20 protein-coding genes and 2 pseudogenes are annotated in these 16259 nt (G+C 53.4%); 11 read left to right on the top strand and 11 right to left on the bottom strand.

Going from position 1 to position 16259, the window contains the following annotated elements:
* Positions 1-83: 83 nt before the first annotated feature.
* Positions 84-293 carry a hypothetical protein gene (locus BZ163_RS28075; protein WP_128873616.1) on the bottom strand — a complete coding sequence of 70 codons (210 nt, stop codon included), beginning with the start codon at positions 291-293 and terminating at the stop codon, positions 84-86.
* Between the two features lie 173 nt (positions 294-466).
* Between BZ163_RS28075 and BZ163_RS28080 the strand changes: the two genes are divergently transcribed.
* The gene (locus BZ163_RS28080) at positions 467-727 is read left to right on the top strand and encodes a DUF1652 domain-containing protein (protein WP_128873617.1); all 261 of its coding nucleotides are present in this window, start codon (positions 467-469) and stop codon (positions 725-727) included.
* Between the two features lie 34 nt (positions 728-761).
* On the opposite strand, the gene BZ163_RS28085 is transcribed toward BZ163_RS28080, so the two are convergent.
* Positions 762-1172, bottom strand: a complete 411-nt coding sequence (locus BZ163_RS28085) for a response regulator (protein ID WP_128873618.1) — start codon at positions 1170-1172, stop codon at positions 762-764.
* A gap of 299 nt (positions 1173-1471) precedes the next feature.
* Here BZ163_RS28085 and BZ163_RS28090 point away from each other — a divergent pair, with 299 nt between their 5' ends.
* A complete protein-coding gene (locus BZ163_RS28090) occupies positions 1472-1735 on the top strand; it encodes a hypothetical protein (RefSeq protein WP_128873619.1) in 264 nt (87 codons plus the stop codon).
* 661 nt (positions 1736-2396) lie between these two features.
* On the top strand, positions 2397-2702 hold the full coding sequence (locus tag BZ163_RS28100) for a hypothetical protein (RefSeq protein WP_128873620.1): 306 nt from the start codon (positions 2397-2399) through the stop codon (positions 2700-2702).
* Positions 2703-2902: 200 nt separating this feature from the next.
* On the opposite strand, the gene BZ163_RS28105 is transcribed toward BZ163_RS28100, so the two are convergent.
* Positions 2903-3958 (bottom strand): AraC family transcriptional regulator, encoded by a 1056-nt coding sequence (locus tag BZ163_RS28105; protein WP_128873621.1) that lies wholly within the window; start codon positions 3956-3958, stop codon positions 2903-2905.
* On the opposite strand from BZ163_RS28105, the gene BZ163_RS28110 reads away from it, so the two are divergent.
* Positions 3957-4325: a hypothetical protein gene (locus tag BZ163_RS28110; RefSeq protein WP_128873622.1), complete on the top strand. Its 369-nt coding sequence runs from the start codon at positions 3957-3959 to the stop codon at positions 4323-4325. The two genes, BZ163_RS28105 and BZ163_RS28110, sit on opposite strands and share 2 nt — an antisense overlap.
* Positions 4326-4775: 450 nt before the next feature.
* On the opposite strand, the gene BZ163_RS28115 is transcribed toward BZ163_RS28110, so the two are convergent.
* The gene (locus BZ163_RS28115) at positions 4776-5045 is read right to left on the bottom strand and encodes a hypothetical protein (RefSeq protein WP_128873623.1); all 270 of its coding nucleotides are present in this window, start codon (positions 5043-5045) and stop codon (positions 4776-4778) included.
* Between the two features lie 765 nt (positions 5046-5810).
* On the opposite strand from BZ163_RS28115, the gene BZ163_RS28125 reads away from it, so the two are divergent.
* Positions 5811-6035, top strand: a complete 225-nt coding sequence (locus BZ163_RS28125; RefSeq protein ID WP_128873625.1) for a hypothetical protein — start codon at positions 5811-5813, stop codon at positions 6033-6035.
* A gap of 90 nt (positions 6036-6125) precedes the next feature.
* Here the strand turns inward: BZ163_RS28125 and BZ163_RS36610 are convergent, their stop codons facing one another.
* A complete protein-coding gene (locus BZ163_RS36610; protein WP_371916836.1) occupies positions 6126-6335 on the bottom strand; it encodes a hypothetical protein in 210 nt (69 codons plus the stop codon).
* Positions 6336-6634: 299 nt separating this feature from the next.
* On the opposite strand from BZ163_RS36610, the gene BZ163_RS28135 reads away from it, so the two are divergent.
* Entirely contained in the window at positions 6635-7042 is a 408-nt protein-coding gene (locus BZ163_RS28135; RefSeq protein ID WP_128873626.1) for a hypothetical protein, read from the top strand.
* Positions 7017-7190 carry a hypothetical protein gene (locus BZ163_RS34980; RefSeq protein WP_161599997.1) on the top strand — a complete coding sequence of 58 codons (174 nt, stop codon included), beginning with the start codon at positions 7017-7019 and terminating at the stop codon, positions 7188-7190. The genes BZ163_RS28135 and BZ163_RS34980 overlap by 26 nt, the downstream gene beginning before the upstream one ends.
* A gap of 152 nt (positions 7191-7342) precedes the next feature.
* Here the strand turns inward: BZ163_RS34980 and BZ163_RS28140 are convergent, their stop codons facing one another.
* Together BZ163_RS28140 and BZ163_RS28145 are read right to left on the bottom strand one after the other, a co-directional pair.
* On the bottom strand, positions 7343-7633 hold the full coding sequence (locus BZ163_RS28140) for a hypothetical protein (RefSeq protein ID WP_128873627.1): 291 nt from the start codon (positions 7631-7633) through the stop codon (positions 7343-7345).
* Positions 7634-8482: 849 nt separating this feature from the next.
* Positions 8483-8665 carry a DUF2934 domain-containing protein gene (locus BZ163_RS28145; protein ID WP_128873628.1) on the bottom strand — a complete coding sequence of 61 codons (183 nt, stop codon included), beginning with the start codon at positions 8663-8665 and terminating at the stop codon, positions 8483-8485.
* A gap of 1249 nt (positions 8666-9914) precedes the next feature.
* Between BZ163_RS28145 and BZ163_RS28160 the strand changes: the two genes are divergently transcribed.
* The gene (locus BZ163_RS28160; protein ID WP_128873630.1) at positions 9915-10376 is read left to right on the top strand and encodes an antitoxin Xre/MbcA/ParS toxin-binding domain-containing protein; all 462 of its coding nucleotides are present in this window, start codon (positions 9915-9917) and stop codon (positions 10374-10376) included.
* 218 nt (positions 10377-10594) lie between these two features.
* On the opposite strand, the pseudogene BZ163_RS36090 reads toward BZ163_RS28160, so the two are convergent.
* Together BZ163_RS36090 and BZ163_RS28170 are read right to left on the bottom strand one after the other, a co-directional pair.
* Positions 10595-10933, bottom strand: a pseudogene (locus BZ163_RS36090) (SH3 domain-containing protein); the annotation flags it as partial.
* Positions 10934-10982: 49 nt separating this feature from the next.
* Positions 10983-11459, bottom strand: a complete 477-nt coding sequence (locus tag BZ163_RS28170) for a hypothetical protein (protein ID WP_128873631.1) — start codon at positions 11457-11459, stop codon at positions 10983-10985.
* A 145-nt stretch (positions 11460-11604) separates the two neighbouring features.
* On the opposite strand from BZ163_RS28170, the gene BZ163_RS28175 reads away from it, so the two are divergent.
* A complete protein-coding gene (locus BZ163_RS28175) occupies positions 11605-12894 on the top strand; it encodes an RES family NAD+ phosphorylase (protein ID WP_128873632.1) in 1290 nt (429 codons plus the stop codon).
* A gap of 612 nt (positions 12895-13506) precedes the next feature.
* On the opposite strand, the pseudogene BZ163_RS36100 reads toward BZ163_RS28175, so the two are convergent.
* Positions 13507-14115 (bottom strand): annotated as a pseudogene (locus BZ163_RS36100) (histidine phosphatase family protein); the annotation flags it as partial.
* A 151-nt stretch (positions 14116-14266) separates the two neighbouring features.
* On the bottom strand, positions 14267-14734 hold the full coding sequence (locus tag BZ163_RS28185) for a helix-turn-helix domain-containing protein (RefSeq protein ID WP_128873634.1): 468 nt from the start codon (positions 14732-14734) through the stop codon (positions 14267-14269).
* 327 nt (positions 14735-15061) lie between these two features.
* Here BZ163_RS28185 and BZ163_RS28190 point away from each other — a divergent pair, with 327 nt between their 5' ends.
* Both BZ163_RS28190 and BZ163_RS28195 read left to right on the top strand, forming a co-directional pair.
* Positions 15062-15616 (top strand): hypothetical protein, encoded by a 555-nt coding sequence (locus tag BZ163_RS28190; protein ID WP_256579162.1) that lies wholly within the window; start codon positions 15062-15064, stop codon positions 15614-15616.
* Between the two features lie 226 nt (positions 15617-15842).
* Positions 15843-16244, top strand: a complete 402-nt coding sequence (locus BZ163_RS28195) for a hypothetical protein (protein ID WP_128873636.1) — start codon at positions 15843-15845, stop codon at positions 16242-16244.
* Positions 16245-16259 lie beyond the last annotated feature (15 nt).

The following is a 16259-nucleotide window of genomic DNA, read 5'->3' on the forward strand; positions in this document are numbered from 1 at the left end:
ATCTCCAGGCTCATGGTTGTCGGGCATTTTCTTAGGATGAAGGACTGCGCGGGAATAAGCCAAGCCCGTGATCTAAGGGTAGATTATTCCGGCGTCATGAGCACCGCGAGTATCATTTTGATGAACTCTTCGTTCTTGCTGATCGTTGCCAGCGCGCCGCGCACATTGCCTCCAACCTCACCTGAGCCTCGCTGCTCGACCCACAATGTGAGTTCCATAATGGCCGCTTCGAGCGAGACTTGGTTTTGATAGATTTTGGACAGTAGGGAAGGGAGCAGGTCTGAATTTGGCATCGATTTTCCTCCATGAAAAAGCCAAGCGTAGCAGTAAAAAAACGAAAAATCGGCTAGGCAGCTCGGTGCAACGACAGTGAAACAATTCGTCGTGAATTTTGCTTCGGCGCCTTCCTTGACTCCTGGGTTTCTTAGACAAGACTGAGTTGAAATTCTCATTTGGACGAACGTCAATGATTTCCGCTTTAGAGCTCCGACATATCATTGAGAGCGGTTTATTACCTCGCTCCTGCACCTGCAGCGTGAACCCCAAAGGGGCGCTTTTGATCAAGATGATTGAGCCTTCCTCGGGCTGTGTCGAACTGTTTGTCCCCGGGGTGTTGGCATCGGAGCTCACCTCCAGTCGGACGATTTCGAGTTTGATAAGTGAACTCAGAATTGAAATGGCGGCTCGCCAAAACGCTCTGTGCATGGGCGCAACGGTAAATGGTTGAGTTGCAGCATCAGAGCCCACCAGGTCACGCCGACTCAAATCTTACGGATGGGGTGGTCAGGCTGCAGTAGGGACACAACCGCGATGACCAGGTCGTCCAGTGACCAAGGCTTGTGCAGATAGATGGTTGATGGCGGTACTGTTGTAGGATCTATCAGATACCCTGACGTCAGAATTGCACCGATGTACGGCCATCGACCTCTGACCATTTCAATGAATTCGATACCTTGGATTTGTCCCGGAACACTTAGGTCTGCTATCACCAGCCGGCAATGATCATGCGCTTCCAGCAGATAGGTTAACGCGTCATCAGCAGAATCGAACGCTACTGCTTTTGCGCCTATCTCCGCCACGATATCCACCATCAGCGAACGCAACGTCGGGTCATCTTCGATGACGATAATCTCTCCTTGAATCGGCAATATCCCTTCCCAATTTACGTTCACTAATCGACTCCTTAGCCGGGCGCAACGTGCCGACATCTCAAAAGTAAAGCTCTGAGTCTATGCCCAATTTCGAGATGTGCGACCGTAAAACAATCCGTTTAATGTCTCAGGTCAACGTTTGGCTGGTTACGGTAAAGGAGAGGGTGGTTCGTTGTCGTTGTCGTTGCCGTTGCCGTTGCCCAGCATGCCACCCCAGATGATTGATTCTGAGATGACCGTGACCGCCTGTCATCGGGGTTGAGAATCGTTCTACGGATTTATGTCAGGTTAGATACCAGCCATCCCATACTGGAATCATCATGACCACCAGCGATTCACTTCCATCAGCGGATGGCCAATCTTCCACGTCGTCCAAGGGCTCGATTGCGTACCAGTGCAGAAAGGAGCGTGAACTAGCCCACGCCTATGCTCTGGAGGTTTCTGCAATGCGTGAAGCTCTAACTGTTCAGCGGAAGCTTTGCTCGACGCGCATGAGGGCTTTTAGACTGATGCTGGCGGAATTGGACGTCACCACCCGCAACAATCAGACAAGGTTACCTGGCCGCCCGAATGATGGAGCGTAAAAATCGCCCATGCAGCGCCGAGGTTTCCGAAAGACAAGGTGCCAACGGCGGGGACATCAGGGAAAGCGCGCATATGCGCTCAACGGAGCTAGCAAGGATAATTTAGAAAGGTGTTCTGCCAATGCGATAGCGCGCTCATGTGCCGTTGAGGGCCATTGCGCTAGCTCGAGCTATTCATCGGATTCGCAGAAACGTTCCTTGCTGTAGTGGCCCGTAGCCGCTAATAGTTAGTAGTCAGAGTGGCTCGACGGTGAACTCGAAGAGGATGTGAGATGGCCTTCAGATTCGGTGTTGTTCCGGCGTTACCCACGGATACGGAATCCATGCGCAACGGAACGCGCTCTTACTGTAAAGCTGCGACAGTAGGTTTTAATCTCTACGACAACGAGAAAAAGCTGCGGCTGCAGACTACCTATCAGACCCGAGCAGAGGCGGAGTATGTGTGCCAGCGGCACAACATGGAACGGCTTCAAATCGTCTATTCAGAACGGAAGGCGCCTCTCGGTCGATTGGCGCCCAATCGGATAAATTCTGCGAGTCGACGAAATTCTGTTTGAACTTCGGGCCTGTCGATGGGAGCTGTCGATCTCTGGCGTGTTTCATCAGCCGGCAAATGACATAGCTCTTTTTGCTTTTAATTTCCTGTCACTGGAGTAATAAATTGCTAAATCGCCCAGATAAAAACGCGCTTCGTGCAATGCTGGAAGCTCAAGTCGAAGAAAAGCTGCAGCGCGACCCTGATGCGGTAACGACGTATGCCGCCCAACCCGAACCTGAACGTAAGCGATACATCTCGAAGCCCACGGTTCAAGACAAGGCCTTCGTCAAAGAACTCGAACAGATGCGTGCTGATGCTGAAGCAGGGGTGGTTCATGTTCCCGCGCAGAGTAACGCTGTTGAAGCCGGGATTGCGCTCGATGATTATCCTGGCTTAAAAGAAACAGGCACCCAATCTAGTCAATGGTGAGTTCAGCACTTTTAGCTCTAGGTGTAGGGACACGGTCAGGTAGCTTTCCAGACGTAAGTGCTGACTCAGCACCTACGCCCAGGCGTAGGAAACCTTGACGTGAAATCTGCAAAGACTGGCTTGGGATTTTTCGGCCAGATGACTTCTCCTGGGGTAAACCAAGATGAGCACCGAGGCGCTCACCTCTCGGCATAAAACCCTTAATGGGCTAGAAGAATCTTGTTTTCCTTGGCCTCAAGCGATTGTTGACAGGCTCGATACTGACCGGGCGTCACGCCGAACCAGCGAAGGCAAGCCTTGTGAAAACTGCTGTGGTCGTGAAAGCCGAGCAGGTAAGTCACTTGCTGCATTGTGAAATGTGAATGACGCAGGTAGAAGTCGGCCAACTGCTGACGTACATAGTTCAGAACATCCTTAAACTGCGTGCCCGCCTTTTCCAACGTCCGTTGCAATGTTCGTTTGCTCAGGTGCAAGGCTGCCGCAATCGATTCCATATCACACCGGCCCCGCCGTTGCGCCTGACTCAAGCGTTCTGTGATCAGCGCACGAATCCTGCAGACCATGGTGGAGTCAGTCAAAAGGTCAAGCTGAGCGTTGGCGTAGCTTTCATGAATCTGGGCTAGCGCCTCGTTGGCCATCCGCAACGGTCGCAGCAACTCCTCGCTATCAAAGAGGATGCTGTCATGAGACGCCCCGAAACGCAGCTCGCAACCAAACAACCGTAGATGCTCATGGATGTCTTCCGGTTGGGGATAGCTGAATTCCACACTCAGCGGTTGCGGCGAGTTGCCACCGCTCAGCCAGCGGCAAAAACTCAGCAGCGTTGCGAGGCTGGCATCAGTGTATTGCCGGGGCTTGATCGAACCGCGCTGATGATGATCAATCGCGGTGAGGCGGTAATGCTGTTGTTCCTGGACAATAAACAGGGTGAAGCCGGTACCAATCAACGGGCTAAAATGCACCAGGCGTTCGAGCGCCTTCTGCAGGTTCATGCTGGACATCATGGTATAGCCGATGATCTGAAAAGCACCCGGATGAAACGTCTCATAGGCCTTCAGACCAATGTTCGGATCGCCGGAAGCCTGAGCCGCCATATCCCACAGGCGGTAAATAGTGCTTCGCTCAACGAATGATCCCGGTAAAGCTTCGCGCGCTATTTCAAGCCCAGCCTCGTGACAAAGACGATCGACATCCAGTTCCTGCGCCGCAAGCGTATTCAGCGCCACGCTGGCATAACCTGTACTCAATTTATACATGGCTAGCCCTCTCCCTATTCAATCAACCACCCATAATTGCCCAAGCGAAATTGATGGCCATGTGTTATCGGAAATGTTGGGTGCGCCGGGGAGGGTGGTATTGCGTCATGAGCGATCGCAGGTGCTCAATGGCATCATCATATTTAAGATCGGCATGCCGTCGCTTTTCCTGGTACTGGCTGAAAGCACTCGTGTCCAGGTAGGGCCGATCAAGAATATCCAGCGCGGCGCAGCGCAAGCTTTGTGCATCGCTGAAAAGCTGGTGGTTACGTTCAAGAGCCTGGTTGAGACAGGCTATGGGTTGATGAGACTTTCGTGTGTCGTTCATTGCAGAACCCTTTCGATCGAGCTGTTTTTATTTTTTTAGCTCAACCTGCTATGTCACGTTGGCAGGCCGGCTCGGGTCAGTTACGTCACCGCACCGCTAGAATATTTCACGGCAATTATTGCCAGCAAACCTTCCTGTGGTGATGTCGTTGGGCAAATCAGCTCTCGCGACGAGCTGATGGCTGAAATAGAGCTCAGGCCCTTAGGCAGTTTTTGCTCTGTTGGAAGTCATAGGGTCAGTGCCCCATTTCTTCTATCAGCAATCCTAGCTGAAATTGCGCTGCAGGCAGGTCTCGAAGGAGACATCGAATGTCAAAAATGCACCATGCGGTGATCGCCCTGACGATGATGACCTGCCTATGTGAATTATTTGTGTAACGGAGAATCGGGCAGGCAGTGCTGCTGTAGGAAAAAAAACGCCGTACGGGATCGACTCGAGAGAGGCCGACCTTCCGCTGAGTGCTGGATCTCAAATATTGAGCCGTCAAACTTAATGGCGCTCCGATCTGTTTTGCTGCGCTTCTATCTCTGCCCCTAACACTTGAAGCCGACAATATTCGTGCTTTTGGACGAGGGAGAGATACTCATCAACGTCTTCCTGCGTCCGATGCTCCTGCCCCAAGAGCGACTCGCTCAAAAAATTGAATCGCATGGATTCCTCGAGCGTCAGGCCAGCAAAGACTTCGTTGCCCTGATGGTCTTCGCTGAGGGCTCGTATTTTCCTGAGGTACGCGCGCTGCATGTCCGTGAGCACAAGCATTTGGATCTCCTGTCAATTGCCACTGCGGAGCTGTGCCGCAGTGCGCATAGTTGCTCACCCGATCATTTTGAGGGCCTTTTGTATGGGGTCGGCCGCGCTTGAAAGTTCCACCAAGATTTCATCGGTGAAGAGGCGCGTATCCGAATGGGACTTGCAACGGCGAATGGCTTGTTTCTGGCTGCCTCTGTCGGGCATCCACGCACAATCGTAGACAGCTATTGGAAACTTTACTGAACGTAGGGGTTAGGTGACGCGCAGGCACTTGTTAAAAACGACGCGTCCACCTTTTTAAGATGCTTCCTGTCTATAAAGGCCGCTCGTGCTTCTCATCGGATTCTACTGAAGATTGCTTGCTGTGCTGGCCAATAGCCGCTATTAGTGATGAAGGCTTGGAGAGGGCGTCTCAATGACCGCGAGATTTGTTGTTGTCCCTGCGATCCCGACAGAAACGGGTTGGATGCGAAACGGGTCGCGTTACTACTGCCAGACCGCGCCTATAGGCTTCAACCTCTATGACAATGAGGAAAAGCTGCGGCTGAAGACTACCTATCAGACGCGAGAAGAAGCCGAGAATGATTGCCAGCGGGTGAACTTGGGCCGGTTAGAGGACGTCCTGTCAGAGCGGGAATCAATGCCGATTCTCTAGACATTCACCAATCCCAGATGGTTACTTGGACGTCAGGCGTTCTGACCACCAGCAGACAGCGGGTTTAAGCCGTGAGGGCATGTACTCTCAGCTCTCGTGGATGCTCGGCGTTCAATAGAGTGCAAACAGTCTCTGCCTTGATGGGTTTCCTGCTAAGAATGGTGCGCTACAAGCACCGGTATGACTTCTATATGACTGTGCCGCTCTCCGGGCGCGATGGCTACGGCGGTCTGGATGTCACCGGGGATGGCCAACCGGATGGCGTGCACCCAGAGATTGAGCATTGCCACGCGTATTCGGATGTCGACCAGCCGCATGCCGACGACTATTGCTACCCCGGCTGAACGCCCTGGACTGCGAATAACGAACGAATGGAAGATTTTGGCGCGGGCGTGCATGTTTTTCCAGCGCCTCATCGACCAGGATGTGAGGGCTCATAGCGCGGCGTCCTCGGCCTGGGCGATCAGTGCGTCATCGACCAGCGGCTGAAGCAGCGCCTCGGCGATTTCGCCAAGCTTGCCCAGCCGGTGATCACTATTGCCGAGCAACTCCGCCATCGCGGTCTTGTCACCATTCCCGATCGCCGTTGTGATCAACAACCAGCCGAGCGCTGGGGTGTGTACCTCGCTGCCGGCCGTATTCATCTACTACCAGGGCGAACTCTTCAGCGGTCACGCCTTGCGGAGCGCGCATGCGGCGCTGGAACGACACGCTGCAACCGCGAAGGAGTTCTTCGGTTGCGTTGTAAAGCCATTCGGCTCGAGGGTCTTCCTGCGGGCTGTTGCTCACTGGAGGCGGTGCGCGGCCTTTGAGTTTCAACTGAGCAAGCTGTAAAGGGGTCACGATCGCCTCCAAAGTGGCGAGGTGGAGTAGGCGAGGGCCGCCCATCCGCTTTAAATATATTGACCGCTAATTATTCAGCACGATTCATTGGGTACAGATCGTGCAGACTGCTGCACTGATCCAGTTCACCCGGCAATGTCAGTCACAGGGAGTTGACCCAGCAACACACATCTACCAGCATGCCCAAGCTATGGGCTTCAAGGCTGTCAGTATGCGCCCACTGCGTCGTGAGTCACCCACCAGCCTATCGACCCTCAGCGGTGCCGCTCGCGCTCCAGACGAAAAGGGCAACATCACCGCGTCGGATATCTCGGAAATGTCTGAAGCCGTGTTCGACAGGTTCAGGCAGCATTTGCCGGCCACAGGTGCGAATGTCGAAAGGCTGCTACGTGATTTGCAGAACGACATCGGGCAGTTCGGCGACGAGCGCATCAAGAAGCGACGCCGGGTGGTGCTCAAGGGGGTTCGCAGGCCTGTGGACGATGGCCGACAAACCGAAGCTCGGTGAACTTGCCCGGCTGCTGCGTGCTGAGCTGTTCGGCCATGCGCTAATGATGGTGACCGAAGAAGATGATGAACTGTGCCATTCCGGCACTGATGATGAGGCGACTGAAATGATCGACAAACGCGATGGCGTAACGAAAAAACCAATTTGAGCCAGGAAACGTATTTCCCTCGGACGAAGTCGGAGCTGCCGGGGAAGGACGTAAAACCGTCCCCGCGACCTGCACCCAAAACCCGCCCCTGCGCAGAATGAAGGCGTGCAAATGGACGAAAAGGCCGCTTTCGCAGGTGGTCTTTTTATTTACTAGGGGAGCATGCCATCACCCTCAGCCTTTTTGAGTAGCAGGGACATTTCACAGAGGTAATTGAGGTCGCTACATCCGCCTGGGAGCTTTGTCGTACAAGCTTGAGCTACTTCCGCAGCAACGAATTGAGCCTCTTTCGATAAAGACAGGAAGGTGTCCACTACCCAGTCGACATCCACGGCGCACGTCTCCCCGTCAACCCTAAGCATGAGCTTGGTGCCGCGCTTGAATTGGGCCTTGAGGCGTCTCATCAACGCTTCGTTGAAGCTATATACGTCTTGCTCGTTCATGAACTGCGCCATTAAGTGTGCCGGGTTGCCAAGTCATTGTGGCCCCTCGTTCTCTCCATCGCGTGCAGAGCACCACGCATGAGTTATGGTCAGTACAGAAGATGGTGGCCGAGAATGCAGACCACCAGGCCGATAATCAGCCAGCCAATTTCGGTTACAGATGTACTCACGACGCGACCTCTTGCTAATCGAGGATCGCCCAGGCGATCAAAACGGCCTCGATGTTATCCCGCACCACGCCTTTAAGGTAATCCTGCATCCGATCAACGGCGCGGCCGATTCGGGCCGCTTCTGTTTCAGCGTCAGTGTTGGCAGCCGTAGTATCCGGCGATAGCCGCCACTACGAACCCGAGCTGCGCCTCTTGAAGCTAAGAGTAGTAAAGCCCAAGGGCGACCCCAAAATATGAGCCAGCGGCTCTTTGCCCTCGACGACGACTGACCGCCCGGAACTGCGAATAACGGCGATTTATCATATTCCCGATGCACGCTTAAAGGAGGTCAGACCTCCCTGTTCCACTGGGTCGGTTACCGCTCCTCCGGGCTTAAGCCCGACTCGGCATCAGATCTTCACCACGCGCTGTACCTTGACGAGTCATTCCCTTAGTCTTCTTTAAATGCTTCTGAGAAGCTCATTCCGACTGCCTTATTTCACCTCGGCGTTGCCAAGCTGTCCGCTATCCCAGGCTTTAGCACCAGGCTGTCAAATACGCAAGATCACGCGATGCTACTTGGAGCCACCTGGACGGTTAAAAGCGCCAAGGGCTATAGAGGTAAGTGTTCTGTCACGGGGATAGCGCGCATTCGGCGGTGCGCGCTATCGATGGGTATCTGCCAGTCATTGATCTTCATCTAAGAGCCAGCTTGGGATGGGTCAACTTCGCTACCTTGCGTTGAGCCAGCGGTTGGACTATCAAAATCCTCTTCGCCGGCTGCTTTTTCAGCAGTAAACCAGTGCTCAAGGTCTTGTCCTTGCGGCTTCCCATCTTTTTCCCAAAGTCGATATGCAGCTTCTCGAATTTTTTGCTCATCCATCTTCGAATTCCTCCCATTTTTCACTGAATGATTTCGGGCGTAACGGGAAAACTGCTCCCGTGTCCCGATCCGTCTAGCAGGCTAAGGGTAGTCGTCATAACAAGCTCCGCCATCGCTTTTGATCGGATAGCCTTTACGACCGCCTGCGGGCCAATGCCGGCACTCAGAAGATCAAGGGCGAAGAGCTCGGAGTGCTGCCGTTTTCCGCCAGTGCTTAGCAGGATCGGTAGATACGACCTATTTGCACCGAAAACGTCATCGCTCCGAACTTTCTTTCGGTCTTCTCAGTCGACCAAGCACCAGGCTCATCAGCACGCGCGCTAATGCCTGTGAGCGCCCGTCGCAAGCGGCCCACGACGGATCGGGTACAACTATAAATTGGTGGTCGCGATGAATTGTCTTATTTGTGTCGGTGCCGCAGAGCGCATCCAGTGTCATGGCCCATGGGAAGAGAGGGATTGTCCGGATTGTGGACGCTAACGTATCTCTGATGAGCTCCTCTTGGCCTTGATGGATCAGGGCCAGATTTTCGATGTCAGCCAAACAAGAGGTTGGCTTGAAAGCAGGCGTATTGAAGTCACGATTACTACTATTGAGCTTCATCAAGCCCTATTGATGTCGTGAGTGGTTCTGCTGCGTTCGGTTAAGTCTCGCGTCAATCTCAAGTCAAAACCTAGTGATGCGGAGTTACCCGAGACAACGAGTACCAGCGGGTGAACCTGGGGCGGTTACAAAGCGTCCTGTCAGAGCGAGGATCCATTCCGATCCTCTAGACGTTCACCAATGCCATATGACTACTCGGCGTTATTCATCCTGGCCTCCCGCAGATCAGCGGAGGTTAAGCGGTGCCGTAACGTGCTCTCATCTCCGGTGGATGCTCGGCATTCAATAGCGAGCAAACAACCTCTGCCTCAGCCCTGAATTCGAATACGCCGTGTTTGCTAGCAGAGCCTCCCTCGACAAGATCAACGACCCTGTATCGCTTGCTCCCATCGTCCAGTGTGGTGGTTTCAATTACTCTGAATCTTGAGTGCATGGTTGCTTCCGTGCATGAGGTTGGTGTCCTAGAAGTACCGGCAAGACTAGACGATTTCAAGATCAAGACTTGATTCAGCTGAGACAATTTATGACAGTGCAATGTGCTTCTCTTCGCAGGAAGGACGGCTTAGCAGTAGATGGCGTGATGAGGAATTTTTCTTAAGGTCGCTGCTTCGGGCCGGCGCCCCCGGCTTAGCCATAGGTTTTTCAGATGGAGGAGAAAGTTTTGTCATCGCTCAAGGAATACCAACCGGGGCCCCAGATCTCACAGAGCATTTGGATGACCCTCGGGCTGCCGTCACGCGGTACCAGGCTTCATAAGCTAATTCGCGAAGGACTGCCTTTTGAATTCCTCGACCGGATAGCGAGCCTTCTACAGGTGCAGCGGGGGGTTATCTCCAAGGCTATTTTCATGTCACCCGCAATGTTGGCGCGTAGGACGAAAGTAGGACGGTTCAACACCCTAGAAAGCGACCGCCTGGTTGCATTGGTAGCTGTCTTTGAGCAGGCCCTTTCCCTATTCGAAGACGATGTCACTGCTGCGACAAAATGGATGAGCTCGCCGGTTTGCGGGCTTGGTTCGACGCGTCCTCTGGATATGATGGGGACGAGGGTGGAAACGAAGGCTGTCTCCGATCTTATCGGTCGACTGGAAAGGGGAGTTCTCGTGTGAGATTCAATAATCGTACAAACGCCGTAGCGCTTGTTTCCACCTGAAGTAATGCAGTACCTACCGCCCCTTGGCCCTATGCAAACTGTTCCAGAAGAACAAGGACAGGAAGATCCGTACTCGGGAGTTTGCCTGCGGGCCGGTTGTAATGGCGGAGACGATGGTTTCGGTTGTGAAACGACGTAGCAGTTTGACCCGCTGCAGAGGCTTTTGGATGAAAGCCACTTCGCCGGTTGGCCATCAGTGCTTATGCGCACCCATTCATTTCGCTTCTCGAAGATCTGAACCTTGTCCCCTCGCTGCAGCTTGGAGATGACTTTCCCGCCTGGTTGATCCCTGATATTGAGCTTGTCCGCGCTCACGTACTGATCGATTGACGAGGCCAGCGTCGGGGAAGGAGCAGGAAGACTTGAAACTAGCGTATTCGGCGCGTTCTGGGTGCTCGGTTGAACCTGATCTGGAGGCGTATCCTTCTTACCCATTGCCCACAGGACGGCAAAAAGAATCAGGAGCGGGACAAACCATGACGGGGACTTCTTGCGCATATCCATTGCTCTCATTCAGCATGTATTACAACGGCTGTCTTCCTGACCAACCGGACGTCATCACCTATTGCGAGCTTAGCCAAGCGTCCACTTTTTGCAGCCTGTGCAGTTCAGAAAGCTGGGGCTTGCCAAGATCCAGCACCTTAAGCAACCGATTCCTTGCCTCAGGGGAAGGAAACCATTCCGCGACTTCTACATTGCAATGTGTTGAATCGCTCAACGCCCATTTAACGATCATGTCAGTTGCGGCTCTGTAGTGATCAGCCATGAAGAGCCCTCTGTCCTCTACGGGCCAGCCGCGCTTCCTCAACTCCTCGGTCATATCAGTGATGCCCGTGTCGCCGAAAAAAGCATGGGTATCGGGGTAGTGAATTCCTGCGAGCGATACTTTGGCGACCCCTGCCTCTCGGTCAAAGTACGACAGAAAGTGCCATCCACCGGTACTGCATCCTGGGTTAGGGAAATTGATTGCGGCCTTGCCAGTTATGTAGTGCTGGCGAGAAACGCGTTTGAGATCGAAATCGAAGAGCGGTTGCTTCATGTGACATGCCTCTGTGCACCTGCGCTACCTGATTGCCAGGACACGCCCTGAAGACGGAAGACTAAGACGCAGCAAGTTTCCATCGGGCTCAGCGTCTAAGGTGACTTAGAATCACCGCCATCTGAACTTTGCTAGGCACAGCCCCATGGACAAAGACCTGATCTGCCACCAATGCTTGAACGAAGCCTATCTCATTGGGTTGATCAGGCGAACAGGCGTGGCTGCGGAGTGCTCGTTCTGCTTAAAAAGGCGTAAGGCTATCCCATTCGAAGACCTGATCAGCATGGTCGACGATGTCCTCCAGAAGTATTGCCATCCTGGAGCGATATACGACCAGTACGATGACAATGGAAAGCGCTCTGAAACAGAGCAGACTGGCGACCCCCTTATCTTCCATGTCGCAGAATTGCTTGGTTTGGATGAGGACGACCCGGTTGCCGAGCGTGTTCTCTGCGACCTCAACGAAAGCTCCCATTACGACATCATGCAAGGAGGTGACGCGAGGTACAGTGATGATGAAAACTATGAGTGGAGAGTGATTCGACCAAGAGAAGCAGATGCTCGATGGCTAAATTTTCAGAACGAAATGAAGCATGGGAATCGATTTTTCAGCGAGCATGCCAAGAGTTTTCTGGACTGGCTGTTTCGAGGGCTTTCATCCTTCAAAAGCCCTGATGGCTCGATGTTCGTTGTCAGAGAGCTTGTCGACGATCAGATCTTTCGTGCCAGGCGCTGTGATTCCGCTTCAGAATACGACTCGATCATTAGCAAGCCTGCCGTAGAGCTCGGCCCACCACCCAAGGAGGTCGCAGGTGCTGGCCGAATGAACCCTAAAGGGTTGGCCGCTTTTTATGGAGCCTTCGACCGAAAAACCTGTGTTGCAGAGCTTCGCCCCCCAGTAGGAGGACGAGTCGTCAGCGGCAAATTCGAACTCACAAGACCCGTCCGCGTCCTGGATTTCATTGCTTTGGATGAAGCCTACGAAGCAAGGCCGTTAAGTGCGTTTGAAGCCAGCTACGAAGAACAAATGGGTAGACGCATCTTCCTGAAGACGCTCCACGCAAAGATTACCGTCCCGGTGCTTCCGAATCAGGAACACGAATACCTAGCTACACAAGTCATGGCGGAGTACCTAGCTACACAATTCGACCCGCCGCTCGACGGTGTACTGTTCGAATCCGCTCAAGTGCGGAAAGGTACAAACCTGACCCTTTTTAATCATGCCGTGGTGGCTTCACTCGAGCCTAGAACTGCTTTCACGAACCTAGATGATTTGCTTAGCAGCCCCTCATCGCAGACGCCTGCGATTGAGTACGTGCCTGACACGCTGGTAAGGCATAAGGTTTGTCGTGTCAAATTCATAACTGAAGACCTGCAGCGCGATGATGGTCAGCCAGAGTCCTACGAGCATTACGACGACTGGGATGATTACTAAAGGCTATGTACGCTGACGTAGGTGTTAGAAGATGCGCGGCTGCGGCAGTCGTCGTGGCCGACTAAAAGTCGACCGCTAGAGAGCCTTCAGCAGTTTCTCAAGCATCTGATGCTCCCATACAGATAGCAGTGCAATGGGGTCTGTGCCAAAGCGATCTCCGGAGTCAAACGACCAGTGTCGCCCATCCGGGCTGATGCATTTTTCGCAGTAGTCGAGCTGATCGCAGTCGTCGTAAATCGATATCTCCCAACCGTCTACATTGATCTGGAAGTGGCCGGCATAAATCTCGCCCCACGATTCCTGACCCACCTTACTCGTGACGCTTCGACCGAAAATCGCCTCCCTTAGTACCTGGGATACCTCTCTTGCGGAGAGCGCAGCCGCTGGGTTTTGGCTAACTCTACCGACCTGGGATGAGCGAGCTTCTGCTCTGGCCTCTTCCAGCCGTTGCTCAGCGTACATAGCCGGATCATCATCTAGTTTGAGCGGGTAGCCTGCAGCCGATAGGGCCTGGGCCCGCTCCTCAATCAGCAGGCGCTCGGGATCGCGAACCGCTTGGTAGGATCTGCCTGTTACGCGTTGAGTTACGCCAATTCGCAACTCCCCAGGACTTACTCTCCAGCCGGCATCGTCTGGGTGCTTGGTAAGCTTGTAACCAGAGCAGTTAGGCACGTGGTTAGTGATCTCGTACTCTCGCCATTCGGCCATAGCTTGACCGTCAATCTTCTGTGGCCTGCACTCAATCAGCCAAGCCACCGCATTGATGAGTTGCCCATGTGAAAATACGGCGATGTCCTGGGCAGGATGCTCTGCAAGTCGATCTAAGAAAGACTGAGCTCTAGATATAAAGTCCAGGAATGACTCGGCGCCTTCACCATCCTTGAACGCTGGGTCTGCCCTGGCCCAATATGCCTCGACCCAGTCTCGTCTCTGAGCAACTGTCGTATTGGCACACCGCCCCGGTTCAAGGTAAGTAAATTCGTGGATGGGCCAGGTTTCAAACGGTACGGAAGAGAAAGCAGTCGCCGTCTCCATCGCCGTTGCTTGGGCTCGAGAGAACGGTGAGGCTACGATTAGATCCGGGGCCTGGGCGAATGCCCCGGCCACCAAGTGCGCTTGTTCGACACCCTTTGGCGTTAGCGGGATGCTCGCATGATCCGAACTGGCTTCTCCAGCGTTCGCGGCGCTTTCCCCGTGGCGAATCAGTCTGACGTGCTTCATCGACTAAATATCCCCACTATTTCAGCCATCCGAACCTGCTCCCCACATTATGGCCAACACCACAAGTGCTTACCCTTGCCCAAGGATACACCGCAGCCACGAGCACAAAAGACATCACGTAAAGAAAGAGGGATCGCGATAACCTGGAGGTTTATGTATTCCAATACTTCTGAACGGTAGTCCGTGCAATTCCGAGTTTTTCAGCGATTGTTTTCCGGTCAAGACCTTGCGCTTTCAAGGCTCGAATGTATTCCGCATTAAGCGGCTGCTTAGGCTTTCCCTGGGAGCGCTTGATGAGCTTTCCATCACTGAATTGCTCCTCTACCAACTGCCACCCTCCAGACATCTCGAATTCCCTGATTCGCATGGCAGTACGTTGCAAAGCCTCAGATGGAAGTTCGTCACCCTGCGCAGCAATGACGAGAGTGACCATAGTCAAAAGGTCGAGGCCTAGATAGTCAGCGATCTCGTCCAGTTTCTCCAACGTCGCGTTCGCTCGGGCCTGCTCAAGCTTCCCCACGTACGTTCTGTGCGTTGCCCCCGCCAACTCTTCGTAACTCAACCCCTGATGAGCACGAGCTCCACGCAATGCTCCTGCCAGCGCTTCTTTCAGATGCATGAGTCGGATCCTCAAAACTGAGGATAGAGCCACGGCAAGCGTGTTTCGATAAACAGACCATAGTGATATTATCGTGACATACGGTTTGCCAAGCGGTCGTTTGATCATAGCGGCGGGATGTTTGGATTGGTGATGGATTGGTGATGGATTGGTGATGGATTGGTCATGAGAGCAGCACCTAAGACACGGCCAGGGACGTCTCGATGGGAGACGCGCTCATCAAGTCCGACGTTTATGGCCCGCGTAAGCCCGCCTGCAATCGTCACTGAGCGACGTCTTGGCAAGAACCAGATCCACTTTTTTAAGCGAAGGCAGGGATAGTGAGTGATGAAGTTCGATTGCGTGAAAGTTTCAGGAAAAGTTGACTACGTTCGATCTGTTGATCGAATGAACGGCGGACATAAAGCTAAAGTCAGCATTGACGGTGCAGTTATCCCGAATTTGCAAGTGTCGAACAAGCTTTACGAAGAGTTAGAGGTCGGCGAGAGTGTGACACTGTATGGCTTGTTTAAAAGAAACAATGACAAAGAAAAAAACACAGGCATCTTGTACGGCCTAGCGAAGCAAAACGGCGAGAAATCATTTGCAACCCAGTATAGATATCAAGTCCCGCTTTTTCTGATGGTCACTGCGGCCATCGCATTTTGCTTAACTTTCGTCGCCGGCTGGATAGCTTCGATATTTCCAGTGCTGTTTTTCTTCGGAGAAAATTCAGATTATATGTATACCACTACGGTATTTGCAGTAATTGAGTCGAGCTTGGTTGCCGCCTTTTTCCTGTGGAGGGCATTGGTGATGTTCAACGCTACGTCTGATCCTGAAGCTTGGGAAACTACCGAAGCTGCAGTGCTATCGAGTCGCTTCAGTAAGCTCCATAAATAATAATCCTGTACGTAGAGGACGGTTACACCTGCCCCGGCTTCGGACTCGCGGCGCCAGAATTTCCTTTCCATGCGAGTATCAGGCAAGCGGAGCGCGCAGGCGTACAGGATGAGCGCCCAACGGGCTGAGACGCGGCGCAGCCGTGGCTCAGTTCTCGCCAGCCTTCCGCCGCAGGCGGCACGCCATAGCTACTGCCCGATATCAAATCAACAAGGATGCGGCTGAAATGACCCACGATGAACTCTGTCAGCTTGAGGGCGCTAGGCGAAGGGCTCTGTGGGCCCTTGCATGCCTCCGTCCTGGTGATCCCAGAGCATCCGACCTCCTTGCCATCCTCGATGATCTCGACGACCAAGAGCCAAACGACACCCCCTGTAGCGATAAGCCACTCGACCTCATTGAGGTTCGTAACTCTGTCTCGGTGATGCGCCACAGCTCCGGAATCGACATCATCCTGGAGCAGACTATCCCGCAGCCATGGAGGGAGCGCTTCAATCAAGCAAGTGTCGGTTCGACCAGGTTGTTTGATGGGCCATACGCCTCAGACTGGGATAAATTTCTGGTTGAATGGGAGCGTGAGATGCAGCATCTGCAAAAGCACCGAGCCGTGCAGGTTGGACGCAATTAGGACGGGCTGGATCGA

It is taken from the genome of Pseudomonas sp. VI4.1 (genome assembly GCF_002029345.1).
Lineage (GTDB): Bacteria > Pseudomonadota > Gammaproteobacteria > Pseudomonadales > Pseudomonadaceae > Aquipseudomonas.

Excerpts from the sequence above, each read along its gene's own strand:
- BZ163_RS28075 (WP_128873616.1), bottom strand. The coding sequence starts at position 293 with ATGCCAAATTCAGACCTGCTCCCTTCCCTACTGTCCAAAATCTATCAA.
- BZ163_RS28080 (WP_128873617.1), top strand. The coding sequence starts at position 467 with ATGATTTCCGCTTTAGAGCTCCGACATATCATTGAGAGCGGTTTATTA.
- BZ163_RS28090 (WP_128873619.1), top strand. The coding sequence starts at position 1,472 with ATGACCACCAGCGATTCACTTCCATCAGCGGATGGCCAATCTTCCACG.
- BZ163_RS28110 (WP_128873622.1), top strand. The coding sequence starts at position 3,957 with ATGGCTAGCCCTCTCCCTATTCAATCAACCACCCATAATTGCCCAAGC.
- BZ163_RS28105 (WP_128873621.1), bottom strand. The coding sequence starts at position 3,958 with ATGTATAAATTGAGTACAGGTTATGCCAGCGTGGCGCTGAATACGCTT.
- BZ163_RS28115 (WP_128873623.1), bottom strand. The coding sequence starts at position 5,045 with ATGCTTGTGCTCACGGACATGCAGCGCGCGTACCTCAGGAAAATACGA.
- BZ163_RS36610 (WP_371916836.1), bottom strand. The coding sequence starts at position 6,335 with ATGAATACGGCCGGCAGCGAGGTACACACCCCAGCGCTCGGCTGGTTG.
- BZ163_RS34980 (WP_161599997.1), top strand. The coding sequence starts at position 7,017 with ATGGCCGACAAACCGAAGCTCGGTGAACTTGCCCGGCTGCTGCGTGCT.
- BZ163_RS28140 (WP_128873627.1), bottom strand. The coding sequence starts at position 7,633 with ATGAACGAGCAAGACGTATATAGCTTCAACGAAGCGTTGATGAGACGC.
- BZ163_RS28145 (WP_128873628.1), bottom strand. The coding sequence starts at position 8,665 with ATGGATGAGCAAAAAATTCGAGAAGCTGCATATCGACTTTGGGAAAAA.
- BZ163_RS28160 (WP_128873630.1), top strand. The coding sequence starts at position 9,915 with ATGGAGGAGAAAGTTTTGTCATCGCTCAAGGAATACCAACCGGGGCCC.
- BZ163_RS28170 (WP_128873631.1), bottom strand. The coding sequence starts at position 11,459 with ATGAAGCAACCGCTCTTCGATTTCGATCTCAAACGCGTTTCTCGCCAG.
- BZ163_RS28175 (WP_128873632.1), top strand. The coding sequence starts at position 11,605 with ATGGACAAAGACCTGATCTGCCACCAATGCTTGAACGAAGCCTATCTC.
- BZ163_RS28185 (WP_128873634.1), bottom strand. The coding sequence starts at position 14,734 with ATGCATCTGAAAGAAGCGCTGGCAGGAGCATTGCGTGGAGCTCGTGCT.
- BZ163_RS28190 (WP_256579162.1), top strand. The coding sequence starts at position 15,062 with ATGAAGTTCGATTGCGTGAAAGTTTCAGGAAAAGTTGACTACGTTCGA.
- BZ163_RS28195 (WP_128873636.1), top strand. The coding sequence starts at position 15,843 with ATGACCCACGATGAACTCTGTCAGCTTGAGGGCGCTAGGCGAAGGGCT.